Source organism: Streptomyces sp. NPDC007157 (assembly GCF_040634235.1).
Taxonomy (GTDB): Bacteria; Actinomycetota; Actinomycetes; order Streptomycetales; family Streptomycetaceae; genus Streptomyces.
The window spans coordinates 1-23,911 of sequence record NZ_JBEYFE010000015.1 but is presented as its reverse complement, the minus strand read 5'-3'; the positions used below and the strand labels follow the sequence as shown (position 1 = coordinate 23,911).

Here is a 23,911-nt window from a genome sequence, read left to right as displayed (position 1 = left end):
CCAGAGTCATCCAGTGCACCGCGGCCCGCAGCCCGAAGGCCCGGCTCCCCCGCGGGGAGACCGGGCCTTCGACGTCGTACGACCGCGACCTAGTCGAGGTAGTCGCGCAGCACCTGCGAACGCGAGGGGTGGCGCAGCTTCGACATGGTCTTGGACTCGATCTGGCGGATGCGCTCGCGCGTGACGCCGTAGACCTTGCCGATCTCGTCGAGGGTCTTCGGCTGACCGTCGGTGAGACCGAAGCGCATCGAGACGACGCCCGCCTCACGCTCGGAGAGCGTGTCGAGGACCGAGTGCAGCTGCTCCTGGAGGAGCGTGAAGCTCACCGCGTCGGCGGGGACGACGGCCTCGGAGTCCTCGATGAGGTCACCGAACTCGCTGTCGCCGTCCTCACCCAGGGGGGTGTGCAGGGAGATGGGCTCGCGGCCGTACTTCTGGACCTCGATGACCTTCTCGGGGGTCATGTCGAGTTCCTTGGCCAGCTCCTCCGGGGTGGGCTCGCGGCCCAGGTCCTGGAGCATCTGGCGCTGCACGCGCGCGAGCTTGTTGATGACCTCGACCATGTGCACCGGGATACGGATGGTGCGGGCCTGGTCGGCCATGGCGCGGGTGATCGCCTGACGGATCCACCAGGTGGCGTACGTGGAGAACTTGTAGCCCTTGGTGTAGTCGAACTTCTCGACCGCGCGGATCAGACCGAGGTTGCCCTCCTGGATGAGGTCCAGGAAGAGCATGCCGCGGCCGGTGTAGCGCTTGGCCAGGGAGACCACCAGACGGAGGTTGGCCTCCAGGAGGTGGTTCTTGGCCCGGCGCCCGTCCTCGGCGATGATCTCCAGCTCGCGCTTGAGCTTCGGGGCGAGCTTGTCGGCGTTGGCCAGCTTGTCCTCGGCGAACAGACCGGCCTCGATGCGCTTGGCGAGCTCGACCTCCTGCTCGGCGTTGAGCAGCGGGACCTTGCCGATCTGCTTGAGGTAGTCCTTGACCGGGTCGGCGGTGGCACCGGCCGCGGCGACCTGCTGCGCCGGCGCGTCGTCCTCGTCCTCGTCGGACAGGACGAAGCCCGCGCTCTCGGTGCCCTCGGGCTCGTCGGCGCCCGCCTTGGCCTCCTCGAGGACCTCTTCCTCGAGAAGCTCGGCGTCGTCCTTCTTGCCCGCGGTCTTCTTCGCCGGCACCGCCTTCTTCGCGGCGGTCGCGGTCTTCTTGGCGACAGCCTTCTTGGCGGTGGGGGCGGCCTTCTTGGCGACGGCGGCCTTCTTCACGGGCCCCGCCTCCTCGGCCGGATCGTCGGCTACGGCGGGGGACACGGCAGGGGCGGCCGTGGCGGTGGCCTTCCTGGTGGTCACCGTCTTCGCCGCGACCGTCTTGGTGGCGGTGCGCTTGGCCGGACTCTTCGCTGCGACGCTCTTTCGGGTGCGCTTGGGCTCCGCGGCACTGACCATCAGCGTCACACCCTCTTCCTCAAGGATCTGGTTGAGGCTGCGCAGTACGTTCTTCCACTGAGTGGCCGGAATCTGGTCAGCTTCGAAGGCCCGACGCACATCGTCGCCGGCGATCTGCCCCTCAGCCTTTCCCCGCTCAATGAGAGCCATGACAGAGACGGACTCGGCGATCTCCGGCGGGAGCGTACGGGATGTGCTGGCCGACACGAACAACCTCTCGGAACGTTGGAAAACGGCTTCCGGCCCCGTCCTGGACGGACTGGAGCCGACCGCCGGCTTGGGGATGGGCCGACGGCGCGGGCGAGGGCCGGGAAGATACACAGCGCCATGAATGGCGTCCGTATTCCCTCCGCGGCTGTCACCTCTTAGGTCATCGCGTTGTTCGCAAGAGCGTTACGCCCAATCTACGTGGCCCGAGTCACACCCCGTAAGCGCGCAAAAACGGTCAGACGTGGGCAGAGGTTGTCGCCGACGATCTCTCCGGGCTGTTCGGACGCCAACGCGTGGGCCGTACGGCCACCACAGAGCCTGTCATACACCGCTCGACCGTTGCGGTGTCTGTCACTCGACCGTTGCGGTGTCTGTCATACGACCGCCGCGTGTCCGTCCCGCCGCCGGACCCCGCCGGAGCCCAGAGGGATCCGGCGGGGTCCGGCGGAAGCGGGGTCCGGGGCCGGCGGCGCTCCGGGAGCGCGGAACCGACCGAGCGCACCGCTCTCGACGCGCGTCAGTGCTCACGCGGGGCGGGAACCACGCGCTCGACCTCGGGGTGGACGGTGAGCAGCTGGCGCATGGCCGACTCGGCCGCCGTGCCGTCGCCCGTGCCGAGCGCGTCGACGATCCGCGCGTGCTGGGCCAGGGACGTCTCGTTCGGCCGCTCACAGCCGGTGACCGGGCCGCCGGAGACCTGGAGGGCCGACGACACGATGCCGGAGAGGTGCTCCAGCATGCGGTTGCCCGCGATCTGGATGAGCATCGAGTGGAACTCGGCGTCCGCGCGCGAGAACGTCAGCGCGTCGCCCTGCGCCATCGCGTGGCTCATGATCTCGACCATGTCGGACAGACGCTGCTGGACGTCCTCGCGCCCGTGCCCGGCCGCGAGCCTGGCGGCAAGCGGCTCGATCGTCCAGCGCAGCTCGCTGAGCTCCCGGCGCTGGTCGTCACGCTGCGGCCCGAAGGCCCGCCACTCGATGATGTCGGGGTCGAGGAGGTTCCAGTCACTGACGGGACGCACGCGCGTGCCGACGTTCGGGCGGGCACTGACCAGGCCCTTGGCCTCCAGGACCCGGAGAGACTCACGGACGACGGTGCGGGAGACCTCGAATCGCTGGCCGATCTCCTCGGGCACCAGCGGGCGGTCCGCGCCCAGGTCGCCCGATACGATCATCTGACCCAGCTGTTGGACGAGTTGACCGTGCAGTCCGCGGCCGCGGCTGCCCGCGGCACGTCGTCCCACACGGCCCAGCTCGGGGTCCGGGCCCTCCCAGGAGGGCGCCCCGACACGATCGGTGGCGGGGGCATCCACGTACGGGTAGCGGTCGAGTTCGCCCGGGCCGACCAGACCAGAGTCTGCGGAGCGGGCGGCGGTCATCATGGTGTGCGCAAGGGTACTCACGGATCCTTTGTCGGCGCTGTCTCCAACTCCCTTGAGGTCTTTGGTGAAAAGCACACGAAAGGGTGATCGCTCACCCCATCGCAATTGACGCCTTATCGGAAGGAAATGGCCTTTCTGCGGGGAGTTGTGCGCACGGGAGGATCGGAAGCGCCCGGTCCGTGGTCATCGGAGCCTGGCCCTCAGGGTGGTGAACAGGTACGCGCAGAGCAGCGCGGCCAGCGACAACGCCATTGCCCCGCCCACGGGTTGGGCCAGCACCCGGGCCGCCGCGACCAGATAGCGCTCGCCCCCGAAGGGCCACTGCAGCAGCAACATCTCCCGCATCCGCATCGGGAGTCCGGCGGCCATCCGCACACCCGACCCTTGCAGCGCCTTGTGTACGACGGGCACGACGAGTACGGGTACGGCGAGCACCGCGGCGAGACCGGCCGTGGTGGACCGGAAGACGCCCGCCGCCAGCACACCGGCCCAGGCACAGCCGACGATCAGTCCGAACCAACTCGCGGTCATCGGAAGCCAGTCGACGGGAACCTTCGCGAGTTCCCGGCCGTAGACGACATAGAGCATTTCGGCGTCGCAGCCCAGGGTGAGGAACGAAAGCAGCACGGCGGTGGCTCCGGAGACCGCCAGCTTCGCGGTGAGCAGCCCCAGTCGGCGGGGCACGGTGCCGCGGTCCGCCGCCAGCGCGGGGTGGCGGAACTCGTCTCCGAAGGCCAGCGACCCGAGCAGCCCCGCGCCGAGCGCCGCGGGGGGCAGCGGCAGCTCCCGCGGCCAGGCGGCGAACAGCCGGGCCTGCGGGGTGTGCCCGAGCCGGGCGAGCAGGACGGTGATGAGCGCGGACACCACCAGGACAGCACCGCAGGTGACAAAGCCGGTACCGATCCCGGCGGCCCGGCGGAGCTCGTAGCGCAGGGGACGGAGGGGGCTGGGGGCGGAGCGGACCGCGATGGTGGGTGGGAGCGGCGACGAGTCGTCCGGAACCAAGGCTTGAGCCCGTCGCGCGGACCCGTCCGGACGGGCGGCGGGGTCGCCACCGGCTGCCGGAGGTTCGCTGGTCTGCGACTTCCGTCGCGGCAGCCTGGCGGAGAACCTGGCGGTCGAGGCTCCGCCGGGCTCTGGCTGTTCGACGGGCGGCCGCGCGGTTCGGGCTACGCCGGACTGGGCGGGGGCCGGCGACTGCGGGGAGGCGGCGCGGGCGGAGGGATCGTCCGGAACGGGGCGCGGTGACGACTGGGGAGATACGGCGGAGGCCTGCGACTGGCCGGATGCAGCGGAAGGCTGCGGCGGGGCGGACGCGGCAGTTGTTGCCGATGCGTGAATGGATGCCGCGGCGGCGGGCGCCTGGGCAGCGGCGGCAGCGGTCGAGGAATGCGCGGAGGCGGCGCCGGCGGGTGGCCGGGCGGATGCGGTGACCGCCGGCGGGTGTGCGGAGGAGGCCGCGGCCGAGGGCTGGGCAGGGGCGGCGGTCGATGAGTGAGCCGAGGCGGCTCCGACCGGGGGGTGGGTGGACGCGGCGGCGGACGGCTGGGCGGAATCGGCGGTGGAGGGCGGCTGGGCGGGGACGGTGGCGGACATGGGGTCCGGGGCGGTGGCGTGGGTCGGCGGCTCGGGGGATGCGGCCGGGGCCGCCGGAGAGGCTGAGGACCCGGTGCCGGCCGGTGCCGGCCGGGCAGCCGCGGGGGCGCCTGTCGACCGGGGCGAGAGCGCCACGGTCGGGGTCTCGGTAACGAGGGCGCGGCCTGACGGCTCCGCGTGTGGAGCCGTGGGCGCGGTCGCCGGGCCGTCGGCGGATGCCCCGCCGGATTCGGCCTGCCGCTGCTCGGCTGCGGCCGAGTGCTCCGCAGTGTTCGCGGGCAGCTCCGGACCCGGCTCCTGGTCGGCGGTGCGTGACTGACTCACCGACCTCGATCCGGCCGACATCCGAGGCTGTGGCGTGACCGGAGAACCGCTCGTGTCCTGACGTCGATCGGCACCGGGCGTGTCCCGCCGCTCCGTGGCCGGCGCCCCGTCGGCCGTCCGGTGTTCCTCCGCCGCGGCCGGCTCCGCACCGGCGCCCGCTCCCATGTCGCCTACCTCGTCGGCGAGTTGGTGGACGAGGATGCCGTGGCGGAACGCGGCCTCGCCGACCTCGGCCGTCGTGCTGCCGTACACCGACAGGCGGTTGCCCCCTTCGCTGACGACCTCCACCGACCGGTGGTCCGTGCGGGCCTCTTTGGTGAGGAGGGCGGCGAGCCGGGCGGCGTGGGGGCTGCGGACGGCCACGCGTGGGCGCAGCCGGGTACGTGCGAAGTCGGTGGCCTCCTGGTCCGCGACAAGCCTCCCGGCCTCCAGGGTGACCACCCGGTCGGCGGCTCGGGCGGCCTCCTTGGGGTCGGCGGTGGCGAACAGGACCGTGCCTCCCTGCGCGGCGTGCGCCCGGAGCATGCGGTGCAGCCAGTGGCCCTCACGGGTGGAGAGACCGTGCGTGGGTTCGTCCAGGACGAGGGTGTGCGGGTCGGGGAGCAGGGCGCAGGCCAGGCCCAGTCGGCGGTCCACGCCGCGCGAGAGCGTGCCGAGGCGCTCCTCGCGCAGACTGACGAGCCCGACCGCTTCGAGCACTTCGTCGGCGCGCCGGACCGGGACTCCGGTCGCCGCGCACAGCATGCGCAGATGCCCGCGGACGGAGCGGGCCGGGTGACCGGGGACGTCACCGAGGAGGACGCCGACCTCACGCGCGGGGTGGGCGATCCGATGCAAGGGGCGACCCCTGAAGTAGGCGAGTCCACGGCCCTGTTGGAGTTCGAGCATCAGTCTGAGCGCCGTGGTCTTGCCCGCGCCTGCCTCGCCCAGGAGTGCGGTGACGCGGCCCGCGCACGCTTCGAAGGTCACGTCGTCGACGGCGGGCGGGTGCGCCTTGCGGGGATTGCTGGTCAGTCCGAAGGCCTCGATCACCTTAGGGAAGATAGCGCGGAATGACCGTTTTTCCGGGTATAGAAGGGTTTAACCGCGACAGGGTTCGCGCTGTCGGGCGGTCAGACCTCCGGTCGCAGCATCGGAGGGTTGAGCAGAGTCGCGCCGCCGGCACGGAAGAGCTGGGCCGGACGGCCGCCCTGACGGGTGGTCGTACCGCCGGTGGGGACGAGGAAGCCGGGGGTGCCGGTCACCTTGCGATGGAAGTTGCGCGGGTCGAGCGCCACGCCCCACACCGCCTCGTAGACCCGGCGCAGCTCACCGACCGTGAATTCGGGTGTGCAGAACGCGGTGGCCAGGGACGAGTATTCGATCTTGGAGCGGGCGCGCTCCACCCCGTCGGACAGAATCTGGGCATGGTCGAAGGCGAGCGGCGCGACCGTCTCGCCGTCCCGGCCGTAGCCGCCCTGCGCGAGCAGTTCCTCGACCGGCGCCCAGCGCGCGTTGCTGGCGTCGCCACCCGCGCGGGGAGCGGGGAGGTCGGGGGCGAGGGCGAGGTGGGCGACGCTGACCACGCGCATCCGGGGGTCGCGCTTGGGGTCGCCGTAGGTCGCCAACTGCTCCAGGTGGGCTCCGCCGTCCTGGGCGGGGGCGTCGGGGTCGTGAGCGCGCAGCCCGGTCTCCTCCGCGAGTTCCCGCGCCGCCGCCTGCGAGAGATCCTCGTCGGCCCGTACGAAGCCGCCCGGCAGCGCCCAGCGCCCCTGGAACGGCTGCTCGCCTCTGCGTACCGCCAGCGCGCACAGGGCGTGGCGGCGCACAGTCAGCACGACCAGGTCCACGGTGACGGCGAAGGGCGGAAAGGCTGACGGGTCGTAGGGCATGCGGTGATCATAGTCGTCTGCCTGACGATAAACACTCCCTTCGTCGCTCGCTTCGACGGCTGATCCACTTCGCTCCGGTATGCACCCCGTAGCTCGTTCCGGCACGTGTCCGACGCCCGCCCACCCGTTCGCCGCGCCGGTCACATCGCGTGCGGTTACCTGGGTTCATGCCCCCAACTGCAGGCCGTCCGCGGCCTCCTCGACCATGGCCAGGCCCAGTCGGCTGACCCGTATCGAGAACGGTGCGCCGGCCACCCGCAGGCCGGTCAGTCCGAGTTCACCCAGGGGCGCGCTGTGGACGGGCCGGAGGGTGACGGTCCCGGCCGGGGCGTCGGGGCGGATGCCGGCGAGCGTGGTGAGGAGCAGCACCCCGGAGGCGGCCGCCGTGGCCGCCGGACGGCAGGCTGCGGGGTGCGGAAGGGGGGCACTCCCGTCGGTGCGCCGCTCACCGGCGAACATCTCGGGCAGCCGGTGGCCGAAGTGCTCGGCCGCCGCCAGCAGGCCGCGCAGCAGCCCGCCCGCCTCCTTCTCGTAGTCCGCGGCGGCCAGCCCGGCGACGGCGAGTGCCGTCTCCTGGACCCGGACGGCCCCGGCCCGGTGACCGAACGGGTTGTGTCCCGCCTCCTTGGCCCCGAGTCCGCGCAACCCCCATCCCGAGTCCATGGCCGGACCGCCGAGCAACCGGGCGAGCTGCTCGGTCTGCACCTTGTCGAGCAGGCCGACGGCCGGTCTGCCGGCGCCGAGCAGGCCGGTGTCGAGCAGGTGGACGGCGGCTGAGCCCAGGTGGGTCAGGGGGCGGCCGTCCGGGGTCAACGCCGCCGCCGGACGGCCGCCGCTTCTGTCCTCGGTCCAGAAGTCCGCCTGGAACGCCTTCCTCAGCTCCCCCGCCCACTGCCGCAGTCCTGCGCCGCCGGGCCGGTCGTACGCGTCGAGGAGGTCGGCGCCGAGCAGCGCGGCCCGGTGGGCGTGGGCCTGGGTCTCGCTGCGCGCGGGACCGCCGGGCTGTGGGTCGCAGAGGTAGGTGTGGTCACCCACCGTGGTGCGCAGCCAGGTCAGGCAACGCTCGGCCGCGGGCAGCAGTTCCCGCGTCTCCTGGTCCGGGAGCCCCCAGCGGCGGGCCTCCGCCAGCAGTGCGGGGAAGAGCAGGGTGGCCTCCGTGCCCGTGCAGCCCGGGGGCAGATGTGCTCCGGCGTCCCGGCGCGGGCCGGGGATCATGCCGGCCTGCGGACCCGGACCGCGCAGTTGTGTGCGGGCGAGGGTGCGCAGGGTGCCGGCGGCGAGGCGGGTACCGAGAGGCAGGGTCATCCGGGCCGCGGCGAGCGCCTCGGCCGGGGCCAGACCGCAGCGCCAGGGCGCCCCGGCCCCGAGGTAGGTGTCGGAGGGATGCGCCGGGTCGCGGAGCAGCAGCGCCTGGAGATCCTCGATGCTGGTCCTGAACAGCGCCGCGGCTCTCGGGTCGTCGCCCGCGGCCCTGGCGGGTGCCAGGGGGCTCGTGGCAGCGCGTCCCACGGCGCGCAGGGGACCCGTACCGTCCGGGCGCACCCGCAGTTCCACGCTCGCCGTTCCGCCCGGGGGCAGTTCGAACTCCCAGCGCAGCAGTCCCGCGGAGGCCAGTGCGTCGGCGGGTGGCGGGTCCGCCGTGACCGACGAGTTGCCGGTGGGGGTGGTCCAGCGCAGCCCGGAGTCGTGGACGCTGGCCGGGAGTTCGGGGCCGGGGTTGCCGGAGGCGATGGCGCTCAGCTCCGCGAGATCGGTGCCGAGCGCCACCTCCAGCACCAGACGCAGGGGGTGACGCGCGGAGCTGTGCAGGGTGATGCGCTCAGTGCCCTCGGCGTGACGGATGCGTTCCACGACGACGTCCGGATCCGGGCCGGCCGCCGGGGAGGCCCGCAGGGTGCCCACGAAGCGTGCGGAGTCCGCGCCCGCCATCCGCGCCTGCACAGGGAGCGGTTCGCGGCCGGCGACACGGACCTGGCAGCGTGCGAGCAGCCGTCGGCCCGCCCGGTAGAACCCCTCCAGGCCGCGGCCGGTCAACTGGCCCTGCTCCGTGGAGATGGCGAGGCCGGGCAGTGCGACGCAGATCAACGCGGTGTGCGTGGGCGGCAGCCCGCCGACGTGCCCCGGGCTCTGGGGACCCGGAGTCGATCGTGGGGGCGTGGCCCGGGCCGTGCGGTCGCGGGGCTGCCCCGACAGGCCTTCCGCTCGCGGGAGCCAGGGTGGGGGGCCGTCCCGGAGTCGGCGGTTGCCGTCGGCGGTGGAGGTCGGAGTCGGCTGATGCACGGGAGGCTCCTTCTGCGCTCTGTGCGCCCGGGACGTGCTGGGCGCCGGACGGAGGACTCCGGAGGGACAGGGGACGGGCGGCGGCACGGCCCGTCCAGGCGTTCCGCCACTCAGGTGAACGGAGAAGGGCTCCTCCTGGTCACGCCCCCGCCCGCCGAACCCGGTCGGGAGACAGTGCGAGGAGACGTGCGGGCCGGTCGGCCCGTGCTTCCGGGCGCCCAGGGCCGACAGGCCGACACGGCCTCGACCGACGGGCGGGCAGGCGCGGAACCGCTCCGGTCCGATGAGGATCCGGGTCCAGCGGCGGACAGCACCGGCCCACCCCCGTCCGTATGCCGTCTCTGGCCGACCTCCGTTCATTCGTCCCCCTCGCCACGGCCCTTCCGGGTTCCTGAGTCCTCCCGGGCGGCCCGGCCGCCTCGGGTGTCGGTCCTCTCCGCCGCGCGGGTGCGCGTGCCGTCGCCCGGCCTGGACGACCCGGGGCGGGTGCGGCCTGCGCCCGTCGGTTGCGGACGAGTGCCCTCCGGCCGTGGCCGCCGCGGGTCGGGACTGTCTTCGGTGCGCGCACGGCGGCGACGTCGGGTCCCGGAGACGGCCGTCGGCTCGTGGTCGGTGCCCGGGTCGGCCGGAGCCGTGTCGCCGACAGCCTCCGTGCTGCCGCCCGGCTCGCGCCCCGCGTCTTCGGTGCGCAGGCAGCGGCGGATCGACTCCGGGTCCAGGCCTTCGTTGCAGGCCTGGTGCAGGAGGCGGGCGAACAGGTACTCGGGGTCCGCGCCCAGGGCCATCGCCAGGGCCTCCCGCGCCTCCAAGTCGTCGCCGGTCGACCAGGCAACCCAGCCGGCCAGTGTCAGGGGAGCGGCGGCGTGTTCGCCGTAGGGTCCGACGCAGCGGCGGGCGAGGGCTCGCCACAGACGCAGGGCGGGTCCGGCCTCGTCGCCCTCCATCCAGGCGGCCGCCCGGTCGCGGGTGGTGCGGTCCTGCAGTCCGAGGATCAGCAGCGCGGCCTCGGCGTGCGCGAGCAGAGCGTCGTCGCGGAGGTCTGCCTGGTGGACGCCGGACACCGGGACGGCTGCGGCGTACCGGCTCATGAGCTGCTCGGCGAGGGCGAGCGTCTCCTCGGCCACGTCCGCGCGGGAGGCATCGTGGAGGATGCGAGGCACCAGGGCCATTCCGGCGCGGTCCAGGGCACCCTCCTGTTCCAGCGCGGCGCCGGACTCCCAGGGCTGCAGCCTGGCCCGCAGCTCGCGCAGAGTGCCGCGGACCTGGATCCCGGCGTAGGTGGCGGCGGCCGCGAGCACGGAGGTGCCGGGCAGGCCCATGGGGGCGCCGTCCGGAGGACAGCACTCGTCCGCCGGGCAGCAGTACGACCAGAAACGGCCCTCCGAGACGCACAGCGCCTCGATAACCGGCACGTCGAGGCGGCCGCACTCGGTGCGCAGCAGTTGGGCCAGCGGGGCGAGCCGGTGCATGACGTCCCGGCCCGTTTCGCCGGGCGACGGTTCCTGGCAGACGTAGGCGACCATCTGCTCGGGGCGGTTTCCACGGCGTTCGCTGCCCGTCGTCAGGCCCTGGGCCAGCTGGCGTGCGGCCGATTCCCAGTCGTCCTTGTTCGTGGGGATGCCGAGTCGGGCCCGCCCGCCGAACCGGCCACGGCCGCCCCGGTCGTGCAGGGCCACCAGCACCATGCTGTCCTCGGGGCGGTACCCGAGCAGGTAGGGCAGCGCGTCCGCCAGTTCGGCCGGGGTACGCAGCGTGATCTGGGTGTCGTGGGCGGAATGACCGAGGGGCTGCACACCTCCCGTGACGTCGCCGTTTTCAGAGGGTCCGGTGGTTTCGCTGTGATTCGTCATGCGCCGACGATCTCGCGGATCTCGGAATTCCGGTTTCCCTGTGGACAAGTCGAATCAGGGACACGTCAAAGCCGTATCGCTCGTCCGCAGCCCGCCCGGTTGTCGGTCCCGTCCTGTTGTATGGGACGCATGGAGCACACGAGCAACGCGGAACTCCGGACGCGGGCGAACGCCGTCCTCGCCCGTCTCGTCGGCGACGACACCGGTACGGCCCGGCTACGCGAGGACCAGTGGCGGGCGATCGAGGCGCTGGTCGCCGACCGGCGCCGGGCCCTGGTCGTCCAGCGCACCGGCTGGGGCAAGTCCGCGGTGTACTTCGTGGCGACCTCGCTGCTGCGGTCCGCGGGCAGCGGCCCGACGGTCATCGTCTCCCCGTTGCTCGCGCTCATGCGCAACCAGGTGGGCGCGGCGGCCCGGGCCGGTATCCACGCCCGCACCATCAACTCCTCCAACACCGAGGACTGGGAGGCGATCCAGGCGGAGATCGCGGCCGGCGAGGTCGACGTCCTCCTGGTGTCCCCGGAGCGCCTCAACAACCCCGACTTCCGCGACGAGGTTCTGCCCAAGCTCGCCGCGGCGACCGGGCTGCTCGTGGTGGACGAGGCCCACTGCATCTCCGACTGGGGCCATGACTTCCGGCCGGACTACCGGCGGCTGCGCACCATGCTCGCCGAACTGCCGCCGGGTGTGCCGGTGCTGGCGACCACCGCCACGGCCAACGCGCGCGTGACCGCCGATGTGGCCGAGCAACTGGGCACCGGTGGCGGCTCGGACGCACTGGTGCTGCGCGGTCCGCTGGACCGGGAGAGCCTGAGCCTGGGTGTGCTGCGGCTGCCGGACGCCGCGCACCGGATGGCGTGGCTCGCGGACCACCTGGACGAGCTACCGGGCTCCGGCATCGTCTACACACTCACCGTGGCCGCCGCCGAGGAGGTCACCGCGTTCCTGCGGCAGCGCGGGCACACCGTGGCGTCGTACACGGGGAAGACGGAGAACGCCGACCGGCAGCAGGCCGAGGACGACCTGATCGGCAACCGGGTCAAGGCACTGATCGCCACCTCGGCCCTCGGCATGGGCTTCGACAAGCCCGACCTCGGGTTCGTGGTGCACCTGGGCTCGCCCTCCTCCCCCATCGCCTACTACCAGCAGGTGGGCCGCGCGGGGCGCGGTGTCGAGCACGCCGAGGTACTGCTGCTGCCGGGCAGGGAGGACGAGGCGATCTGGGACTACTTCGCCTCGCTCGCCTTCCCCTCGGAGGATCTGGTGCGCCGTACCCTGGACGTCCTCTCCCGGGCCGGCGGTCCCATGTCGCTGCCCGCGCTGGAGCCGCTGGTGGAACTGCGCCGCTCCCGGCTGGAGACCATGCTGAAGGTCCTCGACGTGGATGGCGCGGTCAAGCGGGTCAAGGGCGGCTGGATCGCGACCGGGCAGCAATGGACGTACGACGCGGAGCGGTACGACTGGGTGGCACGGCAGCGCGCGGCCGAGCAGCAGGCGATGCGCGAGTACGCGGCCACCACGGACTGCCGGATGGAGTTCCTGCAGCGCCAGCTCGACGACGAGGGCGCGAAGCCCTGCGGCCGCTGCGACAACTGCGCGCAGCCGCGGTTCACGGTGGACACCTCCACGGCCGCACTGGACGCCGCACGGGTCGACCTCGGCCGCGCGGGCGTCGAGGTGGAGCCCCGGAGGATGTGGCCGACCGGCCTGCCGGCCATCGGCATCGATCTCAAGGGACGCATTCCGGCCGGTGAACAGGCCGCGGCGGGGCGGGCCCTGGGGCGACTGTCGGACATCGGTTGGGGCAACCGGCTACGGCCGCTGCTCGCGCCCCAAGCCCCGGACACGGCCGTGCCGGACGACGTCGCCCGCGCGGTGGTGGACGTACTGGCCGACTGGGCGAAGGGCCCCGGCGGGTGGGCCCCCGGGGCGGCCGACGCGCAGCCGCGCCCGGTGGGTGTCGTCACCGTCGCCTCGCGCTCCCGGCCCCGGCTGATCGACTCCCTGGGCGCCCGCATCGCGGAGATCGGCAGACTGCCTCTGCTGGGTTCCGTGGAGTACGCGGGAGAGGCTGCACACGTCTCGCGCAGCAACAGTGCCCAGCGTCTGAAGACCCTCGACGGCGCGCTGACCGTGCCGCCCGCCCTGTCCGCCGCGCTCGCCGCGGCCCAGGGTCCGGTGCTGCTGGTGGACGACTTCACCGAGACCGGCTGGACGCTGGCGGTCGCGGCGCGCATGTTGCGGCGGTCCGGGGCACGCGGGGTGTTGCCGCTGGTCCTGGCCGTACAGGGTTGATCGACCCGGTTCCGTTCGAATACGGCACCGGGTGTGGTGTGCGCACGTGTCGTACTCGAACGTCCCGGGGTCCTCGGGCGCCTCCGCTGGGTAGGGATATAAGTCACGCACCACCAGATAACAGTCGGTGGCCCCATTTGCTCGTTGCCGCAATCAAGTTCGACAGGAAGAATTGAAGTCCGCTCCCCGCACGGCTCGTCCGTGATCCGGTTGGGCCTTACTGCGGTGCGCGCTCCCCCGAATCCGATCTCGCCCGCTGTGTGGGCGCGTAGCCGAAGGGAGGAACGTGACCTTCGGATTCGCTCCGTCCTCGCCAGCATCGTTGTCGACGTCCGCGTCCGCCGCTTCCGCCAGCCGCCTGCTCGAGCCCGCGGAGTGGGCCGACGCCGGCATACCGCTGCTCCGCAACCCGCGCGAGGTGGTCAGCGGGCTGCACGCCCGGCACCGTCCCAAGCCGGCGACGGCGATCGTGGCCGTCCTGGACCCGGAGGAACGGCTGTGCGCCAGCGCCTCGTTCACCCGGCGCTCGGCGGAGGCCGACGGCTGGATGTTCCGCAACGTGCTGCTGGCCCAGTTGCGCCGGGTCATCCCGCACGACCTGCGCCGCCGCACCCCGGTGCGGACCGCCGTACTGCTCTACTGCCGCGAGGGGGACGCGCGTTGGACAGAGGAGGACGGTGCCTGGATGTGGGGGCTGCGGGACGCCTGCACCCTGCACGGGCTGCGCTGCGGGTCGTACATCACGCTGACGCACGACGGCTGGCAGGTACTCGGTGAGGGTCGCGGCGGACGGCGCCCGAACGCCGACTCGCCTCCCGAACCCTTCGCCCTGTCCGAGTCCGCGCCTCTGCCACCGCGCACCGGAGGCGCCGCCTCCGAGGTACTGCGCCGCGCGGCCGCCCGCTGAAGCCGGCCCCCGCGCGGGGGCACCGGCCGAGCACCCACCCCGGGCACGGCACCCTGAAACATGCCGTACGGCGTGCTCAGCGGGGTCGCTCACCCAACTCCGGGCCGTGGCGTACGTGCCCTGATCCGGTCACTCGACAGATCCGGCGGGTACCCGCGCTCCGGATCTTCCGTCCGTCGAACGGCCGCGCCCGACGGCCGGTGTCCCTCGCCCGGTGTCCGGGCATGCCGAAGGCATCACCGTGCGAGTCCGTCGCCACGACTCCTTCGGTACCTCCGGAGTCCCAGAGGCGCCGGAGGTGGCTCAGACGCCGGCGCCCAGCACCGAGTTGATCCGCTGCGGGTCGCCGCAGACGATCAGCAGCGCACCGGCCCGGGAGAGGGCCAGCGGCAGGGCGGTGGCGGCGACGGCGTCGGAACCGCCGTTGACGGCGACGACGACCACGGGGCGGGTCGCGGCACGGGAGGCGACGGCGGCGTCCGTGTAGAAGACGTCGTCGCCCGCGTCGTGCTGCGCCCAGTAGGAGGCTTCGCCGAAGGTCAGCTCGTGGTCGGCCCACGGATGCTGCGCGCCGGTGGTGATCACCAGCACGTCACCGGGGGCACGGCCCGAGTCGAGAAGCAGGTCCACCGCCTCCTCGGCGGAGTCGAGAGCGCCCTCGACCGATGCCGGGATCAGCTGGATCTGCGGGGCCGCCGCTGCCGCGGCGGGCACGGCCGGGCCGGACGGGCCTGGCTTGGCCATGTCACGCGGCGCGCGCTGTACCGGCGGCGTGGGCCGCAGAGGGCCGGGACGACCGGGACGCGACGGAGCCGCGGGGCGGGGGCCGGGTACGGGACGAGGGGTCGGCGCGGTACGGCCACTGGCCGGGGTGGCGCGGGGACCCTGGGCACTCTCGTGAATCTGAGGCTCCTCGGGAATGAGAGGCATGAGCTGATCTCTATCAAACGTTGGTGCAGGTCACGTGAACTGGGTGGCACAACAGTGCGACTGGAAGGTCAGAAGTCGAAGCCGAGCTGACCCTCGATCTCCGGAACGCTTCCCTCCGCCCAGGTGCGGACCTTCTTGAGGTGCTGCCACTGGGGCAGCGCATCAAGATACGCCCACGACAACCGGTGGTACGGGGTGGGGCCCCGCTCCTCCAGTGCGGCCTTGTGCACGGGCGACGGATACCCGGCGTTGTCCGCAAATCCGAAGTCTGCATGGTCGATACCCAGTTCGGCCATCATTTTGTCGCGCTGAACTTTGGCGATCACCGAGGCCGCCGCGACGGCCACGCACGATCGGTCACCCTTGATGACCGTGCGCACCTGCCACGGGGTACCGAGGTAGTTGTGCTTCCCGTCGAGGATGACCGCGTCGGGACGGACCGGGAGGGCCTCCAGGGCGCGGACGGCGGCCAGCCGCAGCGCGGCCGTCATCCCGAGACTGTCGATCTCCTCCGGCGAGGCATGGCCCAGGGCGTAGGCCGTGACCCATGTCCGCAGCACCTCGGCAAGTTCCGTACGGCGCTTGACGGTCAGCAGCTTGGAGTCGGTGAGGCCCTCGGGCGGTCGGCGAAGACCGGTGACCGCGGCACAGACGGTGACGGGCCCGGCCCAGGCACCGCGCCCCACTTCGTCGACACCGGCAATGACCTTCGCTCCGGTCGTGGCGCGGAGGGAGCGCTCGACGGTGTGAGTAGGTGGTTCGTACGGCATGGCGCCCTTAGGGTACGCCGCGCCGATCCCCGAGCGACACCCCGGCTTCCCCGACCGGACCGCGGGCCGCCGGAGCGGTGGGTCAGACGCCGCGCGACAGCAGCAGCGGAAGCATGTACTGGTCGATCATCCGCTCGACCTCCTGGTCGTTCCATTCGCTTCCAGAAATCTTGTTGCGGTACATCATCATGGCCGGAATGGCATCGAGCACATAGTCGTTGGCCGCATCGGCGCGTACCTCCCCCCGCTCTATGCCGCGGGCCACGATGTCACCGATCAGCCTGGTGGTCGGCCCCACGACGCCGTCGAAGATCACGCCATGGAACCGCTCGACCTGCGTCGGATCGCATTCGTGAATCACCGACCGCAATGCGAAGCCGGGGCGCGAGAACATCGCGTCCCGGGCCTGCCGGCACAGGGCCAGCAGGTCTTCGCGCACACTTCCGAGGTCAGGAGCCTCCTCCAAACGCGGCAGACCAGCCTGCAAGGCGTCGGCGACCAGTTCCTCCTTCGAGGACCAGCGCCGGTACACCGCGGCCTTTCCGGTCTGCGCGCCGGCGGCGACACCCTCCATGGTGAGGCCGTTCCAGCCGACCGTGCTGAGCTGTTCCAAGGCGGCGTCCAGGATCGCGCGTTCGAGGACCGCACCGCGCCGACGAGGGGAGGCCGCCTGAGGAGGAGCGGCAGTCCAGGGCGAGGTAACCATCTGAGTTTCTCCAGCGAGCGAGGGGAAGCGGGGATTGCGGAGCGGGGGGATGAGGCGCGGCGCGCGACGACAAAGGGGGACGCGGCACGCGACGCGCAGTTAAGTGAACGCTTGCGTTCTCTACCGAGGACTCACTACCGTTGACGCGACAGTGAACGCGGGCGTTCACTAACACCTTCGTGGGGGACCCATAGTGACAACCTCTCAGCTGATACCCGAACAGAAACCCGGTGCGGCCCGCAGGCAGGGCCGCCCCGGCATCGCGCTCGCCGTGATTGCCGCCTGCCAGCTCATGGTCGTACTTGACGCGACGATTGTGAACATCGCGCTCCCGCACATTCAAGACGCTCTCCAGTTCAGCACCACGGACCTCACCTGGGTGGTCAGCGCCTACACGCTCACCTTCGGGGGTCTGCTCCTGCTCGGCGCGCGAGCCGGTGACATCCTCGGCCGGCGCCGGGTGTTCATGACCGGCATCCTGCTGTTCACCTTCGCCTCGCTCCTCGGCGGTCTCGCCCAGGAACCCTGGCAGCTGCTGGCCGCCCGCGCCCTCCAGGGCATGGGTGGCGCGATCGCGTCGCCGACCTCGCTGGCGCTGATCACCACCACCTTCCCGGAAGGCCCCGAGCGCAACCGGGCGTTCGGTGTGTTCGCCGCCGTTTCCGCGGGCGGCGGTGCCATCGGCCTGTTGGCCGGCGGCATGCTCACCGACTGGCTCGACTGGCGCTGGGTGTTCTTCGTCAATGTGCCGATCGGACTGCTGATCGTCGCCCTCACCCCGCAGTACATCAACGAGTCCGAACGGCATCCCGGACGGTTCGACATCGCGGGTGCGCTGACCTCCACGCTGGGCATGGTCTCCCTGGTGTACGGCTTCATCCGGGCTGCGGAGGAGGGCTGGCACGACGCTCTGGCCCTCGGCTCCTTCGGTGCCGCGGTGGTGCTTCTGCTGGCCTTCGTCTTCATCGAGAGGCGGGCGAAGGAGCCCATCACCCCGCTGCGGATGTTCGCCGACCGCAACCGCTCCGGCACTTACGTGATCATGCTGAGCCTGGCCGCGGCGATGTTCGGCATGTTCTTCTACATCGTGCTGTTCGTGCAGAACGTGCTGGGCTACAGCCCGATCCGGGCCGGTCTGGCCTTCCTGCCCGTGACGGTGGCGATCGCCGTCGGCGCCGGGCTCTCGCAGCGGTTCCTGCCCGCCCTCGGCCCGAAGCCGTTCATGATGACCGGCTCCGCCCTCGTGCTCGTCGGCCTGACCTGGCAGACGTTCATCAAGCCCGACAGCTCGTATCTCGGCGGGGTTCTCGGGCCCATGCTCATCTTCGGCTTCGGCATGGGCCTGAACTTCGTGACCGCGACCGTCACCGCGGTCTCCGGGGTCGCCCAGCACGAGGCCGGAGCGGCCTCCGGCCTGCTGAACGCCATGCAGCAGGTGGGCGGTTCGCTGGGCCTGTCGATCCTGACCACGGTGTTCGGCTCGGCCAGCAAGGACGAGGCGAAGAAGCAGTTGCCGAAGTTCCTCACCGACGGCTCGCCGGAGCAGAAGGCGGAGTTCGCCAAGTCCCACCAGCTGCCGGCGCCCTGGGGACACGAGGTGCTTGCGCACGGGATCTCGACCGCGTTCGTCCCCGCCGCCGTCATGGCCGCGCTCGGCCTGCTCACCGCCTGGCTGGTGATCAAGGTCCGCAAGAGCGACCTCGAAGCCCTCGCGGGTACGGCCGGCCCCGGGCTGGGCTGACCCCATCGGGTCCGCGCGAAGCCGCGGATGGCCGGACCGCCGCCAGGGGACAGACGGCAGAGGCGGCGGTCCGGCCATCCGCACCACGGCCGACAGCGCCGCGAACACCACCGGAACAGAGACTCCGATCCACACCGCCAACACCGTCCCCCCGCGACTCCGCTGCCCTCTCCCCCGTCCGCACTCGGACGGAGCGTGGATCGGATGCCGGGAAAACGCCCGGCGGTCACAGAGAGTTCCCATCGGGCACGCAGAGTCCTGATCGTGTCCGGGGTAACGGAATCCCCCGGGCATCGGGGCCAGCAACCTTCCTAAGTCGGCAGCCACCCGCCGACCACGGCCTTCCTACCCCTGAGGCCTTCCGCCGACCACGGCCTTCCTACACCGTCGGTCTTCCGCCGACCGCGGTCCGCGCCCCCGTCGGCACCCACTCCGGCAGCGCCTCCGTCCGCTCCGTCCAGGCGGCCGGGGGCGTTCCCGCCGTGCCGCCCGCGAGCACGCCGCCGACGATGGCGCAGGTGGTGTCCACATCGCCGCCCGCCTGGGCGGTCGCCCAGAACGCCGTCTCGTAGTCGCCGAGGGCGCGTGCCGCCGACCAGAGGGCGAAGGGGACGGTGTCATGGGCGCTCGTACGCCGTCCGCAGCCCAGGACGGCCGCCACGGTGCCCTCGTCGTCGTAGTCGAGCATGTCGCGGGCGCGCCGTAGGCCCTGGCCGACGGCGCTCCTGGGGACGAGTGCGACGACCCCGTCGAGGAGCGCCTCGGGACTCGGCGGGCCGCCGGGCGCCGCCGCCAGTGCCGCTGCCGCGGCGACCGCCATGGCCCCGACCACCGCTTCGCGGTGCTGGTGCGTGGGGTAGGCCGAGATCTCGGCCTGGTGGGTGGCCTGCTCCGGATCGTCCGCGTACCAGGCGCCCAGCGGCGCGATCCGCATCGCCGCGCCGTTGCCCCACGAGCCTCGCCCGTTGAAGAGTGCGGCAGCCAGTTCACGCCAGTCGCCGCCCTCCCTGACGAGCCGGAGCAGTCGGTTGACGGCGGGGCCGTAGCCCCGGTCGAAGTCGTGGTGCGCGGCGAAGGAGTGGGCCAGCGCGTCCTGATCGATGCGGTGGTGAGCGGCGAGGACGGCGACGACGGAACAGGCCATCTCCGTGTCGTCGGTCCACTGCCAGGGGCCCGACGGCGTCTCGCGCCGCTGCAGCAGCGGGTAGTTCACCGGAACGAAGAACTGTGAGCCCAGCGCGTCGCCGGTGGCGAGTCCGCGCAGGCTGGCCAGGGCGCGGTCCAGGCGCCCGGCGTTCGGAGTGTCGGAGGAAGCGGTCATCTCGGCCAGCCTAGCCGCTCATCCAGTGGGACTCCGGGTCCCGCCAGCGGTCGAAAGGCCGGTCGAGCGTGTACTTGCCGTCGTCCCCGAGAACGAGCATCCGCATCTCGGCGTTCCCGGGGTTGGACAGCGACTCGAAGTCCGCGACCGTCCAGTGGAACCAGCGCATGCAGAACAGCCGCATCGCCAGGCCGTGGGTCACCAGGAGGACGTTGGGCGGATGGTCCGGCGCCTCGAAGCTGCGGAACAGGCTCTCCAGGAAGCCGCCGACCCGGTCGTACACGTCGGCACCGGACTCGCCCTGGGGGAAGCGGAAGAAGAAGTGCCCGTACGCGTCGCGGTACGTCTTCTGCAGCCGTACATCGTCACGGTCCTGCCAGTTCCCCCAGTCCTGCTCACGCAGCCGGGGCTCCTCGCGTACGCGTATGAGGTCCGGATCGAGATGGAAGGCTCGGAGGGTCTCATGCGTTCGGCGGTACGGGGAGACGTACACGCTGACAGGCTCCTGGCCGAAGATCTCCCGGATGCGTTTTCCGGTCTCCTCGGCCTGCCGCCAGCCCCGCTCGGTCAGGGCCAGTGCGTGGTCGGGTTCCCGCTCGTACACGGAGTCGTCGACATTGCCGGTTGACTCGCCGTGCCGGACAAGGACGATGCGCCGTGGTCGTGCCATGCCAAAACCCTAGATCGAGTGGCGGAAAGTCGAGCACTCGGATGGGCTCTATACAGCGTAGGTCACACAAATCAAGGGTTGGAGATTCAAACGATCCAGCTCGGTTCGAGCTCCACGATGTCGCCCGTGAGGGCCGCGATGTCGGTCTCCGTCTGGGCGCGCAGCGCCAGACGCTCCACCCGCTCGGCGCGGTACTTGCCGTGTTCCGCGGCCGACCGCCACATCGAGAGGATCATGAACTCGTGCGCCGGGGCCTCCGCGAACATGCCGCGGATCATGCCGGGTGAGCCGGCCATCGCCGGGTTCCAGACCTTCTCCTGCATCAGCGTGAAGTGCTCGACGCGCTCCTCGTGCACCCGGCAGAGGGCCACCCGGACCAGGTCGGAGTCCGTGAACCGCGGTTCGAATCCGGTCTTCACATCGAACCGGTACTCGAACAACTTGACCTGCTGGTCCTTGTACGTGCCGGACTGGGACGCGGCCAGACGGTCGTGCGAGCGCGCCATGAAGGAGTCGTAGAAGGCACGGCTCTCCCAGAAGGCGAAGGTGTGCGCCACCCCGGCTCGCTGTCGACTCCAGCCCCCGCCCTGTCCGCGAAATCCCGGCTCCCCCAGAAGCCCCGCCCATTTCCGCTGCCCCCGCTCGAACCCGCGGCGGTCCACCACGGTGCAGCGAATCCACTTGACCAGCACCGCGCCATCGTAAGGCCATGGGACGTGGCGTCGGTCACGCTCCGGCGGAGATCACCCGCGCATGCGCCCCCGCGCGCGTGGCACGATGGAGAAAGAGCCCTGGCAGCCCATCAGTTGGGGCAGTGGACCTCAGGGGGGAAGGGGACGCGTGATGAGCGGTTTCAGCAAGGCGATCAGCAAGGTCGAGGTCGCGCTGAAGTGGGATCCCAGCCCGGCCGGGCAGCCGCCCACCGATCTCGACATCATCGCCGGTACCTACACGGCGAGCGACCCGTACGGGACCGCGGCCTATCTGGTGCACTTCGACAGCCGCTCGCCCGACGGCACGATCTTCCTCAACCGCGACAGCCAGGACGGCAAGGGCTTCGGCTGGGACGAGGTGATGAAGCTCGAACTCGACCGGCTCGACGGCCGGTACACGCGCGTGGTGGTCGGGGTCGTCATCCAACAGCGGTCCGCGCACCGGACGTTCGTGAACGTCCTGAACCCGGAGGTACGCGTCCGGGAGGGGTACAACGTGCTGGCCGAGGACGACTTCGGCTCGGTCCTCGGGGCGACGGCGGCGGCGGTCGCGGAGTTCGTGCGCGACGGGTCCGGCGACTGGAGTTTCCGGCCCGGCCTGCACGGCTTCGAGGACGACCCCGTGCTCTTCACCCGTGCCATGGGTGGCCTCGGCCGGCCGTGACGGCGAGCGACCGGGAGCAACGGTAAGGGGCGTCGGCCATGGCCGACGCCCCTTACCTCACTTCATGTCACCTCGTCAGCTGCAGCCGCTGGTCGAGCCGCAGCCCTCGCAGATGTAGCAGGAACCGGCCCGCTGCATCTTCGTACCGCAGGAGAAGCAGAGCGGGGCGTCGGCCTGGATGCCCAGCTGCATCTCCACCAGCTCGGCGCTGGTGTGGGCCTGCTTCGGGGCGGGCTTGGCCACCACGGCCTCGGCCTTCGGGGAGGCGACGGCCTTCAGCTCCTGGGCGCGCGGCGCCGACTGGGCCAGCCCCTCGACGTCGACCTCGTCATCGGACGGCTCGTACGAACCGGTCTCCAGGTGACGCTGGCGCTCCGGTGCGGAGTGGATACCGAGCGCGGAGCGCGTCTCGAACGGCAGGAAGTCCAGCGCCAGGCGGCGGAAGATGTAGTCGACGATCGACTGCGCCATCCGCACGTCCGGGTCGTCCGTCATGCCGGCCGGCTCGAAGCGCATGTTCGTGAACTTCGAGACGTAGGTCTCCAGCGGCACGCCGTACTGGAGGCCGACGGAGACCGCGATGGAGAAGGCGTCCATCATGCCCGCGAGGGTCGAACCCTGCTTGGACATCTTCAGGAAGACCTCGCCCAGGCCGTCGTCCGGGTAGGAGTTGGCCGTCATGTAGCCCTCGGCGCCACCGACGGTGAAGGACGTGGTGATGCCGGGACGACCCTTCGGGAGGCGCTTGCGGACCGGGCGGTACTCGATGACCTTCTCGACCGTCTCGCGGATGGTCGCCTCGGCCTTCTCGGTGACCTCGGCCTTCTCCTTCTCCTTGGTCTTGGCGGAGAGCGGCTGGCCGACCTTGCAGTTGTCGCGGTAGATCGCGAGCGCCTTGACGCCGAGCTTCCAGGCCTCGTAGTAGATCTCCTCGACCTCCTCGACGGTCGCCGTCTCCGGCATGTTGACCGTCTTGGAGATGGCGCCGGAGATCCAGGGCTGGATCGCGGCCATCATGCGGACGTGGCCCATCGGGGAGATGGAGCGCTCGCCCATGGCGCAGTCGAAGACCTCGTAGTGCTCGTGCTTGAGGCCGGGGGCGTCGATCACATTGCCGTTCTCGGCGATGTGGGCGACGATCGCCTCGATCTGCTCCTCCTGGTAGCCCAGGCGGCGCAAGGCCTGCGGGACCGTGCCGTTGACGATCTGCATCGAGCCGCCGCCGACCAGCTTCTTGAACTTCACGAGCGCCAGGTCGGGCTCGACACCGGTGGTGTCGCAGGACATCGCGAGACCGATGGTGCCGGTGGGGGCGAGGACGGACGCCTGGGAGTTACGGAAACCGTTCCTCTCACCGAGGCGGACCACGTCCTGCCAGGCCTCCGTGGCGGCGGCCCACACCGGGGTGTCCAGGTCGTCCGTGCGGACGGCGACGGTGTTGGCGTCGGCGTGCTGCTGCATGACGCGCTTGTGGGCGTCGGCGTTGCGGGCGTAGCCGTCGTACGGGCCGACGACCGCGGCCAGCTCGGCGGAGCGCTTGTACGCCGTGCCGGTCATCAGCGAGGTGATGGCACCGGCCAGCGCACGGCCGCCGTCGGAGTCGTAGGCGTGGCCGGTCGCCATCAGCAGGGCGCCGAGGTTGGCGTAGCCGATGCCGAGCTGGCGGAACGCGCGGGTGTTCTCGCCGATCTTCTGGGTCGGGAAGTCCGCGAAGCAGATGGAGATGTCCATCGCGGTGATGACCAGCTCGACGACCTTCGCGAAGCGCTCGACCTCGAAGGACTGGTGGCCCAGGCCGTCGTCCTTAAGGAACTTCATCAGGTTCAGCGAGGCGAGGTTGCAGGACGTGTTGTCCAGGTGCATGTACTCGCTGCAGGGGTTCGAGCCGTTGATCCGGCCGGACTCCGGGCAGGTGTGCCAGTGGTTGATCGTGTCGTCGTACTGGATGCCCGGGTCGGCGCAGGCCCAGGCGGCCTCGGCCATCTTGCGGAACAGGTCCTTGGCCTGGACCTCCTCGATGACCTCGCCGGTCATCCGGGCGCGCAGGCCGAACTGTCCGCCCTGCTCGACCGCCTTCATGAACTCGTCGTTCACGCGGACGGAGTTGTTGGCGTTCTGGTACTGGACGGACGTGATGTCGTCGCCGCCCAGGTCCATGTCGAAGCCCGCGTCACGCAGGGCGCGGATCTTCTCCTCTTCCTTGACCTTGGTCTGGATGAAGTCCTCGATGTCGGGGTGGT

At 71.4% G+C, this 23,911-nt stretch carries 17 protein-coding genes; 4 read left to right on the top strand and 13 right to left on the bottom strand.

What is annotated here, in order from left to right; translation table 11 throughout:
* Positions 1-89: 89 nt before the first annotated feature.
* The 6 genes from ABZ642_RS25955 to ABZ642_RS25930 all read right to left on the bottom strand — a co-directional run bounded on the left by ABZ642_RS25955 (position 90) and on the right by ABZ642_RS25930 (position 10,954).
* Positions 90-1,646 (bottom strand): RNA polymerase sigma factor, encoded by a 1,557-nt coding sequence (locus ABZ642_RS25955; protein ID WP_360488658.1) that lies wholly within the window; start codon positions 1,644-1,646, stop codon positions 90-92.
* Positions 1,647-2,166: 520 nt separating this feature from the next.
* The gene (locus tag ABZ642_RS25950; RefSeq protein ID WP_360488655.1) at positions 2,167-3,054 is read right to left on the bottom strand and encodes a FadR/GntR family transcriptional regulator; all 888 of its coding nucleotides are present in this window, start codon (positions 3,052-3,054) and stop codon (positions 2,167-2,169) included.
* A gap of 162 nt (positions 3,055-3,216) precedes the next feature.
* Positions 3,217-5,985, bottom strand: a complete 2,769-nt coding sequence (locus ABZ642_RS25945; protein WP_360488653.1) for an ATP-binding cassette domain-containing protein — start codon at positions 5,983-5,985, stop codon at positions 3,217-3,219.
* Positions 5,986-6,065: 80 nt separating this feature from the next.
* Positions 6,066-6,824, bottom strand: a complete 759-nt coding sequence (locus tag ABZ642_RS25940; protein WP_360488650.1) for an NUDIX hydrolase — start codon at positions 6,822-6,824, stop codon at positions 6,066-6,068.
* Positions 6,825-6,989: 165 nt separating this feature from the next.
* Positions 6,990-8,906, bottom strand: coding sequence for a glycogen debranching N-terminal domain-containing protein (locus ABZ642_RS25935; protein ID WP_360488990.1), 1,917 nt, complete (start codon positions 8,904-8,906; stop codon positions 6,990-6,992).
* 554 nt (positions 8,907-9,460) lie between these two features.
* Positions 9,461-10,954 (bottom strand): DUF4192 domain-containing protein, encoded by a 1,494-nt coding sequence (locus ABZ642_RS25930; protein WP_360488648.1) that lies wholly within the window; start codon positions 10,952-10,954, stop codon positions 9,461-9,463.
* 129 nt (positions 10,955-11,083) lie between these two features.
* Between ABZ642_RS25930 and ABZ642_RS25925 the strand changes: the two genes are divergently transcribed.
* Positions 11,084-13,249, top strand: a complete 2,166-nt coding sequence (locus ABZ642_RS25925; RefSeq protein ID WP_360488645.1) for a RecQ family ATP-dependent DNA helicase — start codon at positions 11,084-11,086, stop codon at positions 13,247-13,249.
* A gap of 286 nt (positions 13,250-13,535) precedes the next feature.
* Positions 13,536-14,156 carry a hypothetical protein gene (locus ABZ642_RS25920; protein WP_360488642.1) on the top strand — a complete coding sequence of 207 codons (621 nt, stop codon included), beginning with the start codon at positions 13,536-13,538 and terminating at the stop codon, positions 14,154-14,156.
* Positions 14,157-14,459: 303 nt separating this feature from the next.
* On the opposite strand, the gene ABZ642_RS25915 is transcribed toward ABZ642_RS25920, so the two are convergent.
* From ABZ642_RS25915 to ABZ642_RS25905, 3 genes are all read right to left on the bottom strand, one after another.
* Entirely contained in the window at positions 14,460-15,086 is a 627-nt protein-coding gene (locus ABZ642_RS25915; RefSeq protein WP_360488639.1) for a hypothetical protein, read from the bottom strand.
* A gap of 68 nt (positions 15,087-15,154) precedes the next feature.
* Positions 15,155-15,856: a ribonuclease HII gene (locus ABZ642_RS25910; RefSeq protein WP_360488637.1), complete on the bottom strand. Its 702-nt coding sequence runs from the start codon at positions 15,854-15,856 to the stop codon at positions 15,155-15,157.
* A gap of 82 nt (positions 15,857-15,938) precedes the next feature.
* Positions 15,939-16,562, bottom strand: coding sequence for a TetR/AcrR family transcriptional regulator (locus ABZ642_RS25905; protein WP_360488634.1), 624 nt, complete (start codon positions 16,560-16,562; stop codon positions 15,939-15,941).
* A gap of 193 nt (positions 16,563-16,755) precedes the next feature.
* Here ABZ642_RS25905 and ABZ642_RS25900 point away from each other — a divergent pair, with 193 nt between their 5' ends.
* Complete coding sequence (locus ABZ642_RS25900; protein WP_360488631.1) at positions 16,756-18,303, top strand: MFS transporter; 1,548 nt, start codon at positions 16,756-16,758, stop codon at positions 18,301-18,303.
* A 379-nt stretch (positions 18,304-18,682) separates the two neighbouring features.
* On the opposite strand, the gene ABZ642_RS25895 is transcribed toward ABZ642_RS25900, so the two are convergent.
* The 3 genes from ABZ642_RS25895 to ABZ642_RS25885 all read right to left on the bottom strand — a co-directional run bounded on the left by ABZ642_RS25895 (position 18,683) and on the right by ABZ642_RS25885 (position 20,986).
* Positions 18,683-19,624, bottom strand: coding sequence for an ADP-ribosylglycohydrolase family protein (locus ABZ642_RS25895; protein WP_360488628.1), 942 nt, complete (start codon positions 19,622-19,624; stop codon positions 18,683-18,685).
* Between the two features lie 10 nt (positions 19,625-19,634).
* Positions 19,635-20,294, bottom strand: coding sequence for a histidine phosphatase family protein (locus ABZ642_RS25890; RefSeq protein WP_360488625.1), 660 nt, complete (start codon positions 20,292-20,294; stop codon positions 19,635-19,637).
* An 86-nt stretch (positions 20,295-20,380) separates the two neighbouring features.
* The gene (locus tag ABZ642_RS25885; RefSeq protein ID WP_360488622.1) at positions 20,381-20,986 is read right to left on the bottom strand and encodes a YdbC family protein; all 606 of its coding nucleotides are present in this window, start codon (positions 20,984-20,986) and stop codon (positions 20,381-20,383) included.
* A 151-nt stretch (positions 20,987-21,137) separates the two neighbouring features.
* On the opposite strand from ABZ642_RS25885, the gene ABZ642_RS25880 reads away from it, so the two are divergent.
* Positions 21,138-21,671 carry a TerD family protein gene (locus ABZ642_RS25880; protein ID WP_360488619.1) on the top strand — a complete coding sequence of 178 codons (534 nt, stop codon included), beginning with the start codon at positions 21,138-21,140 and terminating at the stop codon, positions 21,669-21,671.
* A 75-nt stretch (positions 21,672-21,746) separates the two neighbouring features.
* On the opposite strand, the gene ABZ642_RS25875 is transcribed toward ABZ642_RS25880, so the two are convergent.
* The coding region (locus ABZ642_RS25875) for a vitamin B12-dependent ribonucleotide reductase (RefSeq protein WP_360488616.1) at positions 21,747-23,911 on the bottom strand (2,165 nt) is incomplete at its 5' end.

Coding starts and splice junctions, on each gene's coding strand:
- ABZ642_RS25940 (WP_360488650.1), bottom strand. CDS start 6,824: ATGCCCTACGACCCGTCAGCCTTTCCGCCCTTCGCCGTCACCGTGGAC.
- ABZ642_RS25930 (WP_360488648.1), bottom strand. CDS start 10,954: ATGACGAATCACAGCGAAACCACCGGACCCTCTGAAAACGGCGACGTC.
- ABZ642_RS25925 (WP_360488645.1), top strand. CDS start 11,084: ATGGAGCACACGAGCAACGCGGAACTCCGGACGCGGGCGAACGCCGTC.
- ABZ642_RS25915 (WP_360488639.1), bottom strand. CDS start 15,086: ATGCCTCTCATTCCCGAGGAGCCTCAGATTCACGAGAGTGCCCAGGGT.
- ABZ642_RS25910 (WP_360488637.1), bottom strand. CDS start 15,856: ATGCCGTACGAACCACCTACTCACACCGTCGAGCGCTCCCTCCGCGCC.
- ABZ642_RS25905 (WP_360488634.1), bottom strand. CDS start 16,562: ATGGTTACCTCGCCCTGGACTGCCGCTCCTCCTCAGGCGGCCTCCCCT.
- ABZ642_RS25895 (WP_360488628.1), bottom strand. CDS start 19,624: ATGACCGCTTCCTCCGACACTCCGAACGCCGGGCGCCTGGACCGCGCC.
- ABZ642_RS25890 (WP_360488625.1), bottom strand. CDS start 20,294: ATGGCACGACCACGGCGCATCGTCCTTGTCCGGCACGGCGAGTCAACC.
- ABZ642_RS25880 (WP_360488619.1), top strand. CDS start 21,138: ATGAGCGGTTTCAGCAAGGCGATCAGCAAGGTCGAGGTCGCGCTGAAG.